At 67.1% G+C, this 13514-nt stretch carries 13 protein-coding genes; 9 read left to right on the forward strand and 4 right to left on the reverse strand.

Features of this window, described 5'->3' with window-relative positions; all coding sequences use genetic code 11:
* Nucleotide 1 precedes the first annotated feature (1 nt).
* Entirely contained in the window at nucleotides 2-1303 is a 1302-nt protein-coding gene (locus VLK61_RS05505) for an MFS transporter (protein ID WP_325419082.1), read from the reverse strand.
* A gap of 260 nt (nucleotides 1304-1563) precedes the next feature.
* On the opposite strand from VLK61_RS05505, the gene VLK61_RS05510 reads away from it, so the two are divergent.
* From VLK61_RS05510 to VLK61_RS05525, 4 genes are all read left to right on the forward strand, one after another.
* Complete coding sequence (locus VLK61_RS05510; RefSeq protein WP_325419084.1) at nucleotides 1564-2115, forward strand: hypothetical protein; 552 nt, start codon at nucleotides 1564-1566, stop codon at nucleotides 2113-2115.
* 65 nt (nucleotides 2116-2180) lie between these two features.
* Entirely contained in the window at nucleotides 2181-2681 is a 501-nt protein-coding gene (locus tag VLK61_RS05515; protein ID WP_325419086.1) for a phasin family protein, read from the forward strand.
* A gap of 6 nt (nucleotides 2682-2687) precedes the next feature.
* Nucleotides 2688-3323 (forward strand): TetR/AcrR family transcriptional regulator, encoded by a 636-nt coding sequence (locus VLK61_RS05520; protein WP_325419088.1) that lies wholly within the window; start codon nucleotides 2688-2690, stop codon nucleotides 3321-3323.
* A 7-nt stretch (nucleotides 3324-3330) separates the two neighbouring features.
* Complete coding sequence (locus VLK61_RS05525) at nucleotides 3331-4053, forward strand: Crp/Fnr family transcriptional regulator (protein ID WP_325419090.1); 723 nt, start codon at nucleotides 3331-3333, stop codon at nucleotides 4051-4053.
* A gap of 47 nt (nucleotides 4054-4100) precedes the next feature.
* Here the strand turns inward: VLK61_RS05525 and VLK61_RS05530 are convergent, their stop codons facing one another.
* The 3 genes from VLK61_RS05530 to VLK61_RS05540 form a co-directional block, all read right to left on the reverse strand.
* Nucleotides 4101-4715, reverse strand: coding sequence for a 3-keto-disaccharide hydrolase (locus VLK61_RS05530; RefSeq protein WP_325419092.1), 615 nt, complete (start codon nucleotides 4713-4715; stop codon nucleotides 4101-4103).
* 403 nt (nucleotides 4716-5118) lie between these two features.
* Entirely contained in the window at nucleotides 5119-5721 is a 603-nt protein-coding gene (locus tag VLK61_RS05535) for a TonB-dependent receptor plug domain-containing protein (RefSeq protein ID WP_325419094.1), read from the reverse strand.
* Between the two features lie 64 nt (nucleotides 5722-5785).
* On the reverse strand, nucleotides 5786-6670 hold the full coding sequence (locus tag VLK61_RS05540; RefSeq protein ID WP_325419096.1) for a LysR family transcriptional regulator: 885 nt from the start codon (nucleotides 6668-6670) through the stop codon (nucleotides 5786-5788).
* 126 nt (nucleotides 6671-6796) lie between these two features.
* Between VLK61_RS05540 and VLK61_RS05545 the strand changes: the two genes are divergently transcribed.
* From VLK61_RS05545 to VLK61_RS05565, 5 genes are all read left to right on the forward strand, one after another.
* Nucleotides 6797-7771: a Bug family tripartite tricarboxylate transporter substrate binding protein gene (locus VLK61_RS05545; protein WP_325419098.1), complete on the forward strand. Its 975-nt coding sequence runs from the start codon at nucleotides 6797-6799 to the stop codon at nucleotides 7769-7771.
* Nucleotides 7772-7781: 10 nt separating this feature from the next.
* On the forward strand, nucleotides 7782-9158 hold the full coding sequence (locus VLK61_RS05550; RefSeq protein WP_325419100.1) for an FAD-dependent oxidoreductase: 1377 nt from the start codon (nucleotides 7782-7784) through the stop codon (nucleotides 9156-9158).
* A gap of 16 nt (nucleotides 9159-9174) precedes the next feature.
* A complete protein-coding gene (locus tag VLK61_RS05555; protein WP_325419102.1) occupies nucleotides 9175-11109 on the forward strand; it encodes an FAD-binding monooxygenase in 1935 nt (644 codons plus the stop codon).
* Between the two features lie 158 nt (nucleotides 11110-11267).
* Entirely contained in the window at nucleotides 11268-11921 is a 654-nt protein-coding gene (locus VLK61_RS05560; protein ID WP_325419104.1) for a TetR/AcrR family transcriptional regulator, read from the forward strand.
* Between the two features lie 220 nt (nucleotides 11922-12141).
* On the forward strand, nucleotides 12142-13491 hold the full coding sequence (locus VLK61_RS05565; RefSeq protein WP_325419106.1) for an MFS transporter: 1350 nt from the start codon (nucleotides 12142-12144) through the stop codon (nucleotides 13489-13491).
* Nucleotides 13492-13514 lie beyond the last annotated feature (23 nt).

The following is a 13514-nucleotide window of genomic DNA, read 5'->3' on the forward strand; positions in this document are numbered from 1 at the left end:
CTCAACGCTTCTTGAACGACAGCGCAAACAGCGCCGCCAGGAACATCATCACGCCCAGTGCCAGCACCGACGGCGCCAGCCCCTGGTGCTGCTTGATCGGCCCCAGCAGTGCGGGCCCGATGGCACCACCCATGCTGCCGATCGAATTGACCAGCGCAATCGCCGCTGCCGCCGCCGCCGGGGCGAGCCGCGGTGTCAGGCTGCCCCAGAACACCGGGAAGGCGGCGAGATAACCCACCACGCCAACGCCGAAGCCCAGCAGGCACAGCGTGACCCGGTCGGTGCTGAAGCCGGCGAACCCGAAGCCCACGGCCGAGATCGCCAGCGCCGCCACCAGCACGGTTTCGCGCGGGCCGCTGCGGTCGGCCATGCGGCCGACCACCGCCATCGCCACCGTGCCGACGAGGAAGATCACGCCCAGCGCGGCGCCCACGCCTTGCAGGCTGGTCTTCATCACGTCCTGCAGGAACTGCGGCCCCCAGAGCCCGAAGGCCGAGGCCGTGGCGGCGAGAAAGAAGTAGGCCGCGGTCTCCAGCCAGATGCCCTTCTGCTGCAACGCCAGCTTGACCTCCTGCCAAGGCGAGAGGTGCTGCGCCGCCGGCTGGCCCGTGGACCCGACGGCACGCTGCAGCTCGGCCTTCTCCGAAGCGTTCAGCCAACGCGCCGTGGCCGGCCGGTCGTCCAGCCAGGCCAGCACCACGAAGCCGAGCAGCGTCGCCGGCAGGCCCTGCACGATGAACATCCACTGCCAGCCCTGCAGGCCCATCACGCCTTGCATGCCGCCCATGACGGCGGCCGACATCGGCCCGATGATCACGCCGGTGATCGGCATGCCCAGCATGAACAGCGCGATGTAGCGCGTGCGCCGCTCGGCCGGAAACCAGTAGGTCAGGAACAGCACGACGCCGGGAAAGAGCCCCGCCTCGCCGACGCCGAGCAGGAAGCGCAGCACATAGAACTGCATCGGCGTCTCGACGAAGGCGGTGGCCGCGGCGATCGGACCCCAGAGGATCAGGATGCGGGCGATCCACTTGCGCGCCCCCACACGCGCCAGCACCAGGTTCGACGGAATCTCGAACAGGAAGTAGCCGACGAAGAAGATGCCGGCGCCGATGCCGTAGATCGTGTCGGAGAACTGCAGCGCCTCTTGCATGCGCAGCTTGGCAAAGCCGACGTTGACGCGGTCGACCGTGGCCACCACGTACAGCAGGAACAGCAGCGGCACATAGCGCAGTGCCACGCGCCGGAGCAAGGGCAGCACGGTCTGCTGTATCGGCGCGGCGGCCGTGAGGATGGCGGACATGGCGTCTCCTGTGGGCCTGCCGAACGCGGCGGCCTGTTGTGTCGGGACCGAGGGCCGGCCCGCCCTGCGATGCTAGGAAACGGGACCGCTGCGAACTGTCCGAATCCGGACGATGTTCGACGCCGCGCCCTCTGGTTAACCCTGGCCACACGAACTTCTAGGCCAAACAGCCTAAGCTTCTGCATGCATTAGCTTTCACAGACTAGGGCTTCGGGGGGACCATCACCCTGTCCAGCAAATCAACCCCCAGGAGAGTCCCCATGAGCACCCAATGCCCGATCAATGCCACCACCGTCGACACCTTCGGCCAGTACAACCAGGCTGCCAAGCACCTGATCGCCGCCTACCGCTTCGGCACCGCGCGCGTGATGAGCGGCGCCGGCGAACGCTATGAGCAGTTCGTCGGCGGCCGTTCGCTGCTGAGCGACGACGTCAAGCAGCGCCTGATCGACGCCGAGCAGAAGGTCGGCAATGCCGTGCTCGGCGTGGTTTCCCGCGTCGCCGACAAGGCCGACAGCTTGGTCGACAGCCTGGCCCAGCGTGCCGTGGCCGGCGTCGAAACACTTGACGAAAAGACTGCCTGGTCGCGTGACGTGAGCGTCATCAATGCGCTGCGCCAGCTGAACCTGCCGGTGGCCAAGGTCTCGCTGAAGCTGGCCGAAGGCGTGGCCGACGTGTCGCGCCGCCTGTCCGAGCGCGTGGCCGGCCAGCCTGATGTCGTTGCCGAAACCGTGCAAACGGTGAAGGCCGGCGTCAAGAAGGCCCGGGCCGGCGCCAAGCGCGTGCAGCGCGCCGTTCGCGCACGCGCCTGATCGGGCATCCGCCGCCCGCTGCGGCGGCACGGCCTTAGGATGTCGCCGGAGATCAGGAGAGCTGCATGGTGGTGCGCAAGGTGCAAGACAGCGAGAACGGCAGCCCGCTTGCGGCGCCCAAGCGGGCCAAGGCCGGGCCAGGTGTCCCTCCAATCCCCCGGCCGCGGCGGTCCGCCGCCCAGCCGGCGCCCGACGCTGAACCGCACGCCCCACCCCCGGCCGCCACCGGCGCCAAGGCGCTGATCCAGGCCGGGCTCAAGGCGCTGGGCGAGGTGCGCGGCGACATGGCCGCGCGCCAGACCCGCGTCTTCGAGCTGCTGCTGGGCATCGGGCAGTCGCCGACATGGCCGACGAATTCGGGCGACCGCACACGCTCGCTGGCCGATCCCTTCGGCAAGTTCGAGGAGGTCTTCGACCAGCGCGTCGCGCGCTCGCTGGAGCGGCTGGGCATTCCCTCGCCCCAGGTGCTGCAGGCACTGATCGAGCAGGTGAAGCTGCTCGCCGAAACTTCCGCCGAGGCCACCAAGGCCGCGGACCCCGCCCCTCCCAAATCACGCCGGCGCTGAACACCCGTGGCCGGCACCGGCACGCGCGAGCGCATCCTGGAGGCGAGCCTGCGCCTGTTCAACGAAGAGGGGCTGGCAGCAGTGTCCGCGCACCGTGTCGCGGCCGAACTGGGCATCAGCCCGGGCAACCTGCACTACCACTTCAAGACCAAGCAGGCGATCGTCGAGCGCCTGTTCCTGCGCTTCGAGGACCGGCTGGTGCCGTGCATCGATGCCGCTGCCACGGTGACGGCGCTGGATGATCTGTGGCTGTCGCTGCACCTGACCTTCGAGGCGGTCAGCGAGTACCGCTTCATCTACCGCGACATCGGCCACCTGCTCAACGAATTTCCCGCGCTCGAAGCGCGCTGCCACGCACTGACGGCGCGCAACGTGATCGCCGCCGAGGCGCTGTGTGCCGGGCTGGCCGCCGCCGGCGTGATCGACGCCGCGGCCGAGGACGTGCAGATGCTGGCGCTGCAGCTGGTGTTCACGACGACCTGCTGGTTCACCTTCAAGCGGCTGATCTCGCCGCGCCAGCCCGCCGGCCGGCACGCCGATGCCGCGCTGGCCGCCTACTACGCGCTGACCTTGCTGGCCCCCTATGTCGTCGGCGAGGCGCGCGACTACCTGAATTACCTGCGCGCCAAATACCTGAGGTAAGCGTCCCATGCCCGATCCCTCCGTGCCCGCCGAGATCCGCAGCGCCCTGCTCAGCGACGACTGGTTCCGCAGCTGCCCGCCACGCCTGCAGGACGCGCTGATCGCGCATGCGCGCGAACGCCGCCTGCAAGCGGGCGAGCACCTGTTCATGCGCGGCATGCCCGACGCCGACCTGTACTGCGTGCTGGCCGGCTCCTTGTGCGTGCAATCGGTCGACCTCGAGGGCGAAGGCGAGATCCCGGTGCTGGTGGTGCTGGAGCCGTACCACTGGTTCGGCGAGCTGTCGCTGATCGACCGCACGCCGCGTTCGCACGACGCGCTGGCCGAGACCGAGGCCGCCGTGCTGCGCGTGCCGCGCGCGGCGCTGGAGATGTGGCTCAGCACCAACCCCGAGCACTGGCGGGACATTGCGCGGCTGGCGGCCGGCAAACTGCGCATCGCCTATCGCGTGATGGACGTGGAGATGCGCCGCCCCCTGACCGAGCGCGTGGCGCGCCGCCTCTGGCTGGTCGCTCACGGCTGGGGCAATCGCAGCAACGCGCCGCGCCACCGCATCCGCCTGTCACAGGACCAGCTCGCCCGCATGCTGGGCACCACGCGCACCGGCGTCAACAAGGCGCTGCGCGAGTTGGAGCGGCAGGGCCTGATGCGGCTGCACTATGGCGAGATCGAACTGCTGGACCTGGTGGCGCTGCGGCGCGGTGCGCCGGCAACCGAGCCGGCGGGTTGAGTCCGATGTTGGCGGCGGTCGGTGATCTTGCGTTGCCGCCGCATGCGCTACAGGGGCTTGATCTGCACTTTGCGCCACTTGATCGGGCCACCGTTCGCGCCCTGAAGACCAGCGCCGAACTGCAGCGCGAACGGGCCGCTCGGGTACTTGCCGTTCTGCATCCTGACCGTGACCGTGCCGTTGAATTTCACCGTCACGTCGGCGCCCCTGGCCTCGATCTCATAGGTATTCCATTGACCGCCCGCCTTGTAGATCGGCGGTACCGGCACGGCGGCAAAGTCGACGATGCCGCCGGTGCCGTACTTCGGGTCAGGCCGGATGTCCCAGATGTTGGCCTCGTAGGAATTGTCCGCGGAGATCCTGTTGGGGTCAGACGCACGGAAGAAGATGCCGCTGTTGGTGTCGGTTGCGGACCAGAACTCCGCATACAGCACGAAGTCCTTGTAGGCATTCTTCGAGACAAGGAATCCGCCCTTGCCCTGGTCGGCCATGATGGCGCCGCCTTCGGCGCGCCAGTTGGCGTCGCCAACGCGGTTCCAGTTCTCGAGCCCCTTGTCGCCATCGATCAAGACAAGCCATCCCGGACCCGCCGTCGGGCCGGCGCAAGCCGCGAGGGCCCACGCCAACAGCAGTCCCATGCCAAAGGCAAGCAGGCGTTTCATCGCTGTCTCCTGTCGTGAATGTTCTTGTGCACGCGCGGAAGGCCGTGCGCTCGGAGTCGTCCGCAACTGCAGGCCGCGACTCGATCCTGCATGACGTGCAAAGGTGTGACGTGAAGGCCCCTGGAGCATAACCGCTCAAGGTTCCGGCTGACGGCAGGCTTGTTTGGATATTCACCCACAGCCGTCTGAGTTGGCGTCGATTCTTTTCATCCCTGTCCGGCTGTGGCGCCACAAACCGTACTGGTGATTGAAGGCCCATCCATCGCACCTGCCGTCACACATCGACTGGCCATGCGAGGGCGACGCCAGTTCTCGACGCAGCCGCCCGTTGGCGGCTGCGCGTCACCGCACCCACTCAGAGTTCAGGCATGCGTACTTTGTCGTGTACCGCGGGTGTTGGGGGTCAGATTGGAAACGAGGTAGCGCTGGAACCCTCGCCGAACAGCGTGCCCTGCGGGCCGCGCAGCACTTCCACACGCTGCGCATCCCAGTACGCCAGCTGCAGCAGCTGAAAGGCGAAGGCCGACAGCGGGGTCTCGTCGATGTAGAAGCCCGTCGCCGGCGTGCCCAGCAGGCCGCCGTCGAGGTCGGAGATGCCGCGCATCGTGATCGTTAGGTAACCCGGGCCGACCGAGCCGACCGTCAGACCGACGGCCACCTGGTCGAGCCGCGCCGCGCTGTCGATGCCGGCGGCTTCGAGGTCCTTGCCGCCGATCGCGCTGAGGCTGACCGGCACGCTTTGCGCCGCCTGCTCGCGCTTCTGCGCGGTGACGACGACGGTCTGCAGATCCCGGGCCGGTGCGCCCTGCCCGTACGCACCGCCGACGGCCGTGGCCAGCAGGAGCATCACCTTGTCGGAAGCGGCGCGCGGGAATGCACAGGGGCTCGTCGCGGCCGGGCACGAGAGACCCTCCTTCATCAGCTCCGGCACCCGCGCCCGACCTTCTCCGCATTTGACTTCAGAGGTAGAACGTTTGGTTCTGAGCGACCGCAGCGAGTTGCGCATGAAAGAACTGCTTGAAGTGAGCGTTGCAGGAGCCTATCGGAATGCACGATGTCCCTCGCAGGCACTATTCGAGAAACAGTTCCGCGATCACGCCACGAAGCCATCGGTTCGCCGGGTCATGGTGGAAGCGCTCGTGCCAATGCTGCTTGATCGCGAACATCGGTAACTCGAACGGAGGCGGCAGCGTCTTGACCAACGCGATGCGGACGAGCATCTGCGCGACGCGGTCGGGCACCGTGGCGACAAGGTCGGTGTGTGCAAGCAGGTTGCCCAGACCGGGCAGTGTCGGCAGCGACAGCGCCACGCGCCGCAGCACACCCAGGCGCATGAGCTCCTGCTCGAGCAGCTCGTGTCCGGTACCCGCGGCAGTGATCGCGACATGCTTCTCCCGCTTGTACAGCGTCGCCGTCATTCGCGTGTCGACGCGTGGATGGGACTTGCGGACCACGCAGGCGAAGCCGTGCTCGAACAGCTTCTGTTGATAGAAGCCTGCCTCGAGTTCAGGCATGTAACCGACGGCCAGATCCGACTCGCCGGACTCCATCAACTTCGGCGTGTCGGGCGTGATGCGCAGCACCTCGATGTGAAGCGAAGGCGCCAGCGCATTTATCCGGTTCATCAGGCCCGGCAGGAACTGCAAGTGGCTGATGTCCGTCATGCTGATCCGGAAACGCCGCTGCGAGGTTGCCGGATCGAACACCACCTGCTGTCGCGTGGCCTGGCGCAACAGGTCCAGCGCCTGGCGCAACGGTTGAACCAGTGCGGCAGCGTGCGGTGTGGGCTCCATGCCGTGCCCCGTGCGCACGAACAGGGGGTCATTGAACTGCCGGCGCAGCCGGCCGAGCGCCAAGCTGACAGACGTTTGCGCCAGCCCAAGATTTTCGCCCGCACGTGTGACGCTGCGGGTCTTGTAAACCTCGTCGAAGACGGCCAGCAGGCGCAGATCCACTATGCAGAATTCCGTTGAAGACTATGAAGTCAATGGCATGGACTTAATGAAGGTCGGACTCTACTCTTACCTGGCGCGCACCGACTCGTCGTCCCTTCAACTCTCGCCACCGGAAAGAGACACCTCATGCACCGCCGCCACTGCCTCCGCTGGATCGCCTGCTGCGCAATCCCCTTGCTCGCCTCAAGCGCCAGGGCCGAAGACTGGCCCAAAGGGCCGGTGCGCGTCATCGTGCCCTATGCGGCCGGCTCGACGCCCGACCTGCTGGCGCGGCTGGTCTCCGAGCGCCTTGCCACGCGCCTGGGCAAGCCGATGGTGGTCGACAACAAGCAAGGCGCGGCCGGCAACCTGGGCACCGACGCGATCGCCAAGGCGGCGCCCGACGGCCAGACCATTGGCGTCAGCATCGCCGGCCCGCTGGCCGTGAATGCGCTGTTGTTCAAGAAGATGCCCTACGACCCGGCCAAAGACCTCGAACCGGTGACCATCGCGGCCACCCAGCCGGCCGTGCTGATCGTCTCGAACAAGATCGCGGCGTCCAACCTGGCCGACCTGCTGGGCCTGCTCAAGAAGAACCCGAAGAAATACAGCTTCTCGTCGATGGGTGCCGGCACCGTGTCGCACCTGGGCATGGAAGCGCTGGCCTCGCGCGCCGATGCGGACCTTGTGCACGTGCCTTACAGCGGCTCAGGATTCGCCGTCACGGCGGTGATCTCAGGCGAAGTGGACATGGCGCTTCTGCCTGCGGCGACAGTGATGCCGCAGATGAAGGCGGGCAAGGTGAAGGGCCTGGCCATCGCGTCGGCACAACGCTCTGCCTCGCTGCCGGACCTGCCGACGCTGGCCGAGTCGGGCGTCGCCGACGTGCAGGCCGACGCATGGATCGGCTTCGTCGTGCCGGCCAGGACGCCGGCGGAGATCACCAAGCGGCTGCACAGCGAGCTGGTGCAGATCCTGGCCGAACCAGCCATCCGCGAGAAACTGCGCCTGGCCTACATGGACCCGGTGGCCAACAGCCCGGCGGAGTTCCGCAGCGTGCTGGCGGCCGACCTGGCGCGCTGGAAGCCGGTCATCCAGAAGCACAACATCACCCTGGATTGAGGGGACCCTCATGAACAACTCCTTTCTGATTGCCGAGCCGTCACGCGACGTGCCGCTGTACGGCGAATTCGACGTCGTCGTGCTCGGTGGCGGCCCTGCGGGCATCGCGGCGGCATCGGCAGCGGCTCGCAACGGTGCGCGCGTGCTGCTCGCAGAGCGCTATGGCTTCCTCGGCGGCATGGGCACCGCGGCAGGCGTCACCAACTTCTGCGGCCTGCATGCCAATGTGTTCGGCACGATCCGCCAGGTGGTGCACGGTGTCGCAGACGACCTGCTCGACCGCATGCGTGAACTCGAGGGACTGAACGAGCCGCACCTGATCTTCGGCAAGACCTGCGCACAGGCCTACGACATGTCGGCGTTCAAGTGCGCCGCGGACGCGCTGCTCGTCGCCGATGGCGTGCAACTGCTGTTCCATGCGCTGGCTGCCGGCATGATCAAGGCAGCCGACGGGCACATCGAGACCTTGCTGCTCGAGACCAAGTCCGGCCGGATGGCGGTTCGGGCCAAGCAGTTCATCGATTGCTCGGGCGATGCCGACCTCGCGCACTGGGCCGGTGTGCCGACCGAGAAGGGCGACGAGCACGGTCATATGCTTTATCCCACGCTGATGTTCCGCGTCGGCAACGTCGACGCAGCCCAGGCCGGCGAAGCGTGGAAGACGATTCCGAACTTGATGGACGCTGCCGAGGCGGCGGGCGAGTTCTCGTTCCCGCGGCGTGGCGCCATCGTGCGGCCGCAGCGCCACGCTTACGAGTGGCGCGTCAACGTGACGCAGCTGAAGAATCTGGATGGCTCGGCGACGGACGGCACCGATGCCCGTTCCCTCAGCGAAGGCGAACTCGAAGGCCGGCGCCAGATCGTCGATTACCTGCGCTTCCTGCGCAGCAAGGTGCCCGGCTTCGAATCCGCCTATGCGCTGGACATCGCGCCGCAGCTCGGTATCCGCGAGACGCGGCGGCTGGTCGGCGAGGCGATGCTGAGTGGCGACGACGTGCTGAACTGCGCGGACTTCGACGACACGATCGGCGTCAACGGCTGGCCGCTGGAGATGCATGTGGCAGGCGATGTGAAGTGGGCCTGGCCGCCGATTCCCGAGTCACGCGGCTACAACCAGCTGCCGTACCGCATGCTGCTGCCGCGACGCGCCAGCGCGGGCGGCGTCGACAACCTGCTCGTCGCGGGACGCTGTGCGTCAATGACGCACGACGGGCAGTCTGCCGCGCGTGTCACCGGCGCCTGCTTCGTGATGGGCCAGGCCGCAGGCACCGCGGCCGCCCTGGCCACACGCCAGGGACGCTCGGTGCACGACATCGATGTCCGTGAGTTGCAGCGCACTCTGGTCGAGCAAGGCGCATTTCTCGGCCATGAAGCGCAGGCGCAGTGAGCGCCGAGGAGACACCATGCAGTTTCACTTGAATGGCTACAGCCCGGGCGACCCGGACATCCTCCCGGCCGCCCCTGGCGCCGAGAACCGACTGGCGCAACTGCCGGAATCCGTCGATGTCCTCATCGTCGGTAGCGGCCCCGCCGGGACGCTGCTGGCGGCACAGCTCTCGACCTTTCCGGGTATCAGCACCCGGCTCGTCGAGCGTCGCAATGGCCCTCTCCAGCTGGGTCAGGCCGACGGGGTGGCGTGCCGCACGGTGGAGATGTTCGAGGCCTTTGGGTTGAGCGCCAAGCTCGTCCGTGAAGCCTATTGGGTCAACGAAACCGCGTTCTGGCGCCCCTCGCCCGAAGATCGCTCCAGGATCGTGCGCACCGGTCGGGTCCAGGACACCGAGGACGGTTTGTCGGAGTTCCCGCACGTCATCGTGAACCAGGCTCGCATGCAGGAGTACCTGCTCGAGTACATGCGCAAGTCGCCGACCCGGCTTGAGCCCGACTACGGGCTGGAGTTTGTCGGACTCCAGGTCGACGCCGAAGGCGAGCACCCGGTCCGCGTCACGCTGCGCAAGGTCAGCAGCGATACCACGACCGAAGTGCGCGCCAAGTACGTGGTCGGCTGCGACGGCGCCCGCAGCCTGGTCCGGCGGGCCATCGGTGCCGAGCCGCGAGGCGACTTCGCCAACCATGCCTGGGGTGTCATGGACATGCTGGCGGTCACCGACTTCCCGGACATTCGCCTGAAGGCCGCCATCCAGTCTGCGGACGAGGGCAACATCCTGCTCATTCCGCGCGAAGGTGGCCACCTGGTGCGGCTGTATGTCGACCTCGGCGAGGTCGACCCGAACAAGCGCGCCGCGATGCGTGAGCAGAACAGTGTCGACAAGGTCATCGCGATCGCGCAACGTGTGCTGCGCCCCTACACGCTCGATGTGCGCGACGTGGTGTGGTTCTCGGTCTACGAAGTCGGCCAGCGTGTCACCGATCGCTTCGACGATGTGCCGCCGGAGCAAGCGGGCTCGCGGCTGCCGCGTGTGTTCATCGCCGGCGACGCCTGTCACACGCACAGCGCAAAGGCCGGTCAAGGCATGAATGTATCGATGCAGGACGCATTCAATATCGGATGGAAACTGGTTTCCGTGCTTGAGCAACGTGCCGGGCCGGAGTTGCTGCGCACCTATTCGCAGGAGCGCCACGCCATTGCCCAAGGTCTCATCGACTTCGACAAGCAGTGGTCGAAGATCATGGCGTCGCCGCCGAAGGATCCGGCTCATCCTGAACTCGGCGGCGTGGACCCCGCAGAGCTTCAGGCGTACTTCGTCAAGTCGGGGCGCTACACGGCCGGCGTCGCAACCCGCTACCCATCTGCCACGCTCCTGACTGCCCAGCCGATCCACCAGGACCTCGCACGCGGCTTCACGATCGGCATGCGGTTCCACTCAGCGCCCGTCGTGCGCCTGGCCGACGCCAAGCCAATGCAGCTTGGTCATGCCGCCCGAGCCGACGCCGCGTGGCGGATCTACGCTTTTGCCGACGCCAGCGGCGAACGGCTGCGGGCGCTCGCGGACTTCCTGGCTGACTCGCCGAAATCGCCGATCCGGCGCTCTGCGCCGAAATCGCCGACCCTGCGCTCCGCGCCGGAGTGCGCCGAGATCGACAGTGTGATCGACCTGCGCGCTGTGTTCCAGCAGGGACACCGCGACCTCCAGGTCGAACAGCTCCCATCGATGCTGTTGCCGCGCACCGGGCGCTTCGGGCTCGTCGACTACGAAAAGGTCTTCTGCCCAGACCTCAAGAACGGTCCGGACATCTTTGTCCTGCGGGGCATCGACCGCGCAAAGGGCGCGATGGTTGTCGTTCGTCCCGATCAGTACGTCGCGAACGTGCTTCCGCTGGACGCGCACGACGAACTCGCCGCGTTCTTCGCGGGATTTCTGCTCGATCGTCGCTAGTGCTGCCCCAGGCCCACGCCCTGGGGGCTGTGGTTCAATGCCCTCGTTCGATAGCACCGCCGGGTGGTGATCATCGTGTCCTGCATGCGGGTGTTTCGCTTCATCGTCAACGGTCCGTGGCGTGGCGGCAGCAAGCCCAGCCTCGCCGTGGGTTCGCCATGCGCCAAGCCGCTCATGCACCGGTGAGCGCACCGCGCGCCAAGCCGCTGAAGCGCCCTTCGCAGGCGCGCGCCCGCTTCACGGTGCAGGCGATCTACGACGCCTTTGTCCGCATCTGGCAAGCGCAAGGCTGGGAACGGCTCACCACGCGCGCCGTGGCGCTGGAGACGGGCATCTCGGTCGGCACGCTGTACGAGTACTTTCCGAGCAAGCAGGCGCTGTTGTCCGGCTATGTGCGCCAGGGCATGGACGCACTGCTCGCCGCCATCGACAAGCAGGTCGTGCAGGCCAGCGATGCGCCGTGGCAGGAACGCCTGCACCACCTGCTGCGGCTCACGCACGGCATCGGCGCGCCGGAGTTGCAGTACTACGACGCCCGGATGCTCGCCCTCGAACACCAGATCGCCGAGCCCAAACACCACCGGCGTGTCTACGACGAGATCGTCGGCGCCTGGGCCAAGGCGCTGAACGCCTGCGCCGATCTGCCGCAGCCGCCCTCGGCATGCGCGGTGCAGACGCTGTGCCTGTCGGCGTTCGGCGTCCGGCGCTATCTGTTGCTCGTCCATGCCGACGACGACACGGCAGCGCACACGTGGGCGGCGGAACTCGAGCGGCAGTGCCAGCTGGTGCTGTGCACGCCGTCGCCGAGATAGGGCCGCAGCGCGTTTTCGTATCCGAACACCCGCACCGCCAAAGACCTTGATTTCGGCTCGGGCGACGCCCCACCCTGCCCTGCGCCGGGCGTGTCTGCCCGCAGGCATGCGCTTCAGGCTGAACCTCCGTTTCCGAACCCGCGCGTACGGGCTCGTCGATAAAGTCTCACGCAGTTGATGACACCCTTCACGTTCATCGACATCACCACCGGAGACATCGATGAACACCCACGTGGCGCGTGCACCAGGCACGCAACCTGCGCTTCCGAAGGCCAGCGCGGTCGACGCGCTGTATGCCAAGGTGAGCTGGCGCATCATTCCGCTGCTCGTCATCTGCTACATGGTCGCCTACCTCGACCGCATCAACATCGGCTACGCGCAACTGCAGATGAAGCAGGTGCTGAGCTTCAGCGACGCGGTGTATGGCCTGGGCGCCGGCATCTTCTTCATCGGCTACTTCCTGTTCGAAGTGCCGAGCAACCTGATGCTCGAGAAGATCGGTGCGCGCAAGACGCTGCTGCGCATCATGGTCTGCTGGGGCCTCGTCGCCGCGGCGATGATGTTCGTGCAGACGCCGACGCAGTTCTACGTGCTGCGCTTCCTGCTCGGCGTGTTCGAGGCCGGCTTCTTCCCCGGCATCATCCTGTACCTCACGTTCTGGTATCCGTCGGCGCGCCGCGGTCAGATGATCGCGATCTTCATGGCGGCCGCCACCGTGGCCGGCGTCATCGCGGGCCCGCTGTGCGGCGGCATCATGAAGTACCTGGATGGCGCCCAGGGCCTGGCCGGCTGGCAGTGGCTGTTCCTGGTGCAGGGCCTGCCTGCCTCGGTGCTTGGCATCGTCGCCTTCTTCTACCTGCAGGACAAGCCCGAAGACGCCCGCTGGCTGAGCGTGGCCGAAAAGAAGCTGCTGCAAAGCAATCTCGACAATGACCCGAAGCATGTCGCTTCCGCATCGCATGCCAGCCTCGGCCAGATGCTGCGCGACGGCAAGGTGTATGTGCTGGCGCTGGTCTACTTCCTGCTGCTCGGCGCGACCTACACGATGGTCTTCTGGGTGCCCACGCTCATCAAGAGCTGGGGTGTCGCCGACCTGATGCAGATCGGCCTGTACGCGGCGCTGCCGAGCCTGATCGGCGTGTTCGGCATGATCCTGATCGGCCGCCACTCCGACAAGCACAACGAGCGCCGCTGGCACTTCGCGGCCAGCGTGGCCCTCGCCGCCGCCGGCTTGGGGCTGACCACGCTGACACAAGGCAACCTGGGTGCCTCGCTGGCAGCGCTGTCGCTCGCGGTGATCGGCATCGCCGCGGCCACGCCGCTGTTCTTCACGATCACCACCGAGTACCTGTCGAAGGTCGGCGCCGCCGCCGGCATTGCGCTGATCAGCAGCCTCGGCAACCTGGGTGCTGCGGCGAGCCCGGCCGTCACCGGTGCGATCACGGCACGCACCGGCAGTCCTGTCTACAGCATGTACCTGGTGATGGCGCTGTACCTGCTGTCCGGCGTCATCCTGCTGCTCGCGGTGCGCTCGGCGAAGGCGGCCGGGAGCGTCCGGGCTGTGGGCTGAGTCCGGGTTGGCGGGCTTGCGTC

The sequence above is a fragment of the Aquabacterium sp. genome, from assembly GCF_035476535.1.
Lineage (GTDB): Bacteria > Pseudomonadota > Gammaproteobacteria > Burkholderiales > Burkholderiaceae_C > Pseudaquabacterium.

Coding starts and splice junctions, on each gene's coding strand:
- VLK61_RS05505 (WP_325419082.1), bottom strand. CDS start 1,303: ATGTCCGCCATCCTCACGGCCGCCGCGCCGATACAGCAGACCGTGCTG.
- VLK61_RS05510 (WP_325419084.1), top strand. CDS start 1,564: ATGAGCACCCAATGCCCGATCAATGCCACCACCGTCGACACCTTCGGC.
- VLK61_RS05515 (WP_325419086.1), top strand. CDS start 2,181: ATGGTGGTGCGCAAGGTGCAAGACAGCGAGAACGGCAGCCCGCTTGCG.
- VLK61_RS05525 (WP_325419090.1), top strand. CDS start 3,331: ATGCCCGATCCCTCCGTGCCCGCCGAGATCCGCAGCGCCCTGCTCAGC.
- VLK61_RS05530 (WP_325419092.1), bottom strand. CDS start 4,715: ATGAAACGCCTGCTTGCCTTTGGCATGGGACTGCTGTTGGCGTGGGCC.
- VLK61_RS05535 (WP_325419094.1), bottom strand. CDS start 5,721: ATGCGCAACTCGCTGCGGTCGCTCAGAACCAAACGTTCTACCTCTGAA.
- VLK61_RS05545 (WP_325419098.1), top strand. CDS start 6,797: ATGCACCGCCGCCACTGCCTCCGCTGGATCGCCTGCTGCGCAATCCCC.
- VLK61_RS05550 (WP_325419100.1), top strand. CDS start 7,782: ATGAACAACTCCTTTCTGATTGCCGAGCCGTCACGCGACGTGCCGCTG.
- VLK61_RS05555 (WP_325419102.1), top strand. CDS start 9,175: ATGCAGTTTCACTTGAATGGCTACAGCCCGGGCGACCCGGACATCCTC.
- VLK61_RS05560 (WP_325419104.1), top strand. CDS start 11,268: ATGCGCCAAGCCGCTCATGCACCGGTGAGCGCACCGCGCGCCAAGCCG.
- VLK61_RS05565 (WP_325419106.1), top strand. CDS start 12,142: ATGAACACCCACGTGGCGCGTGCACCAGGCACGCAACCTGCGCTTCCG.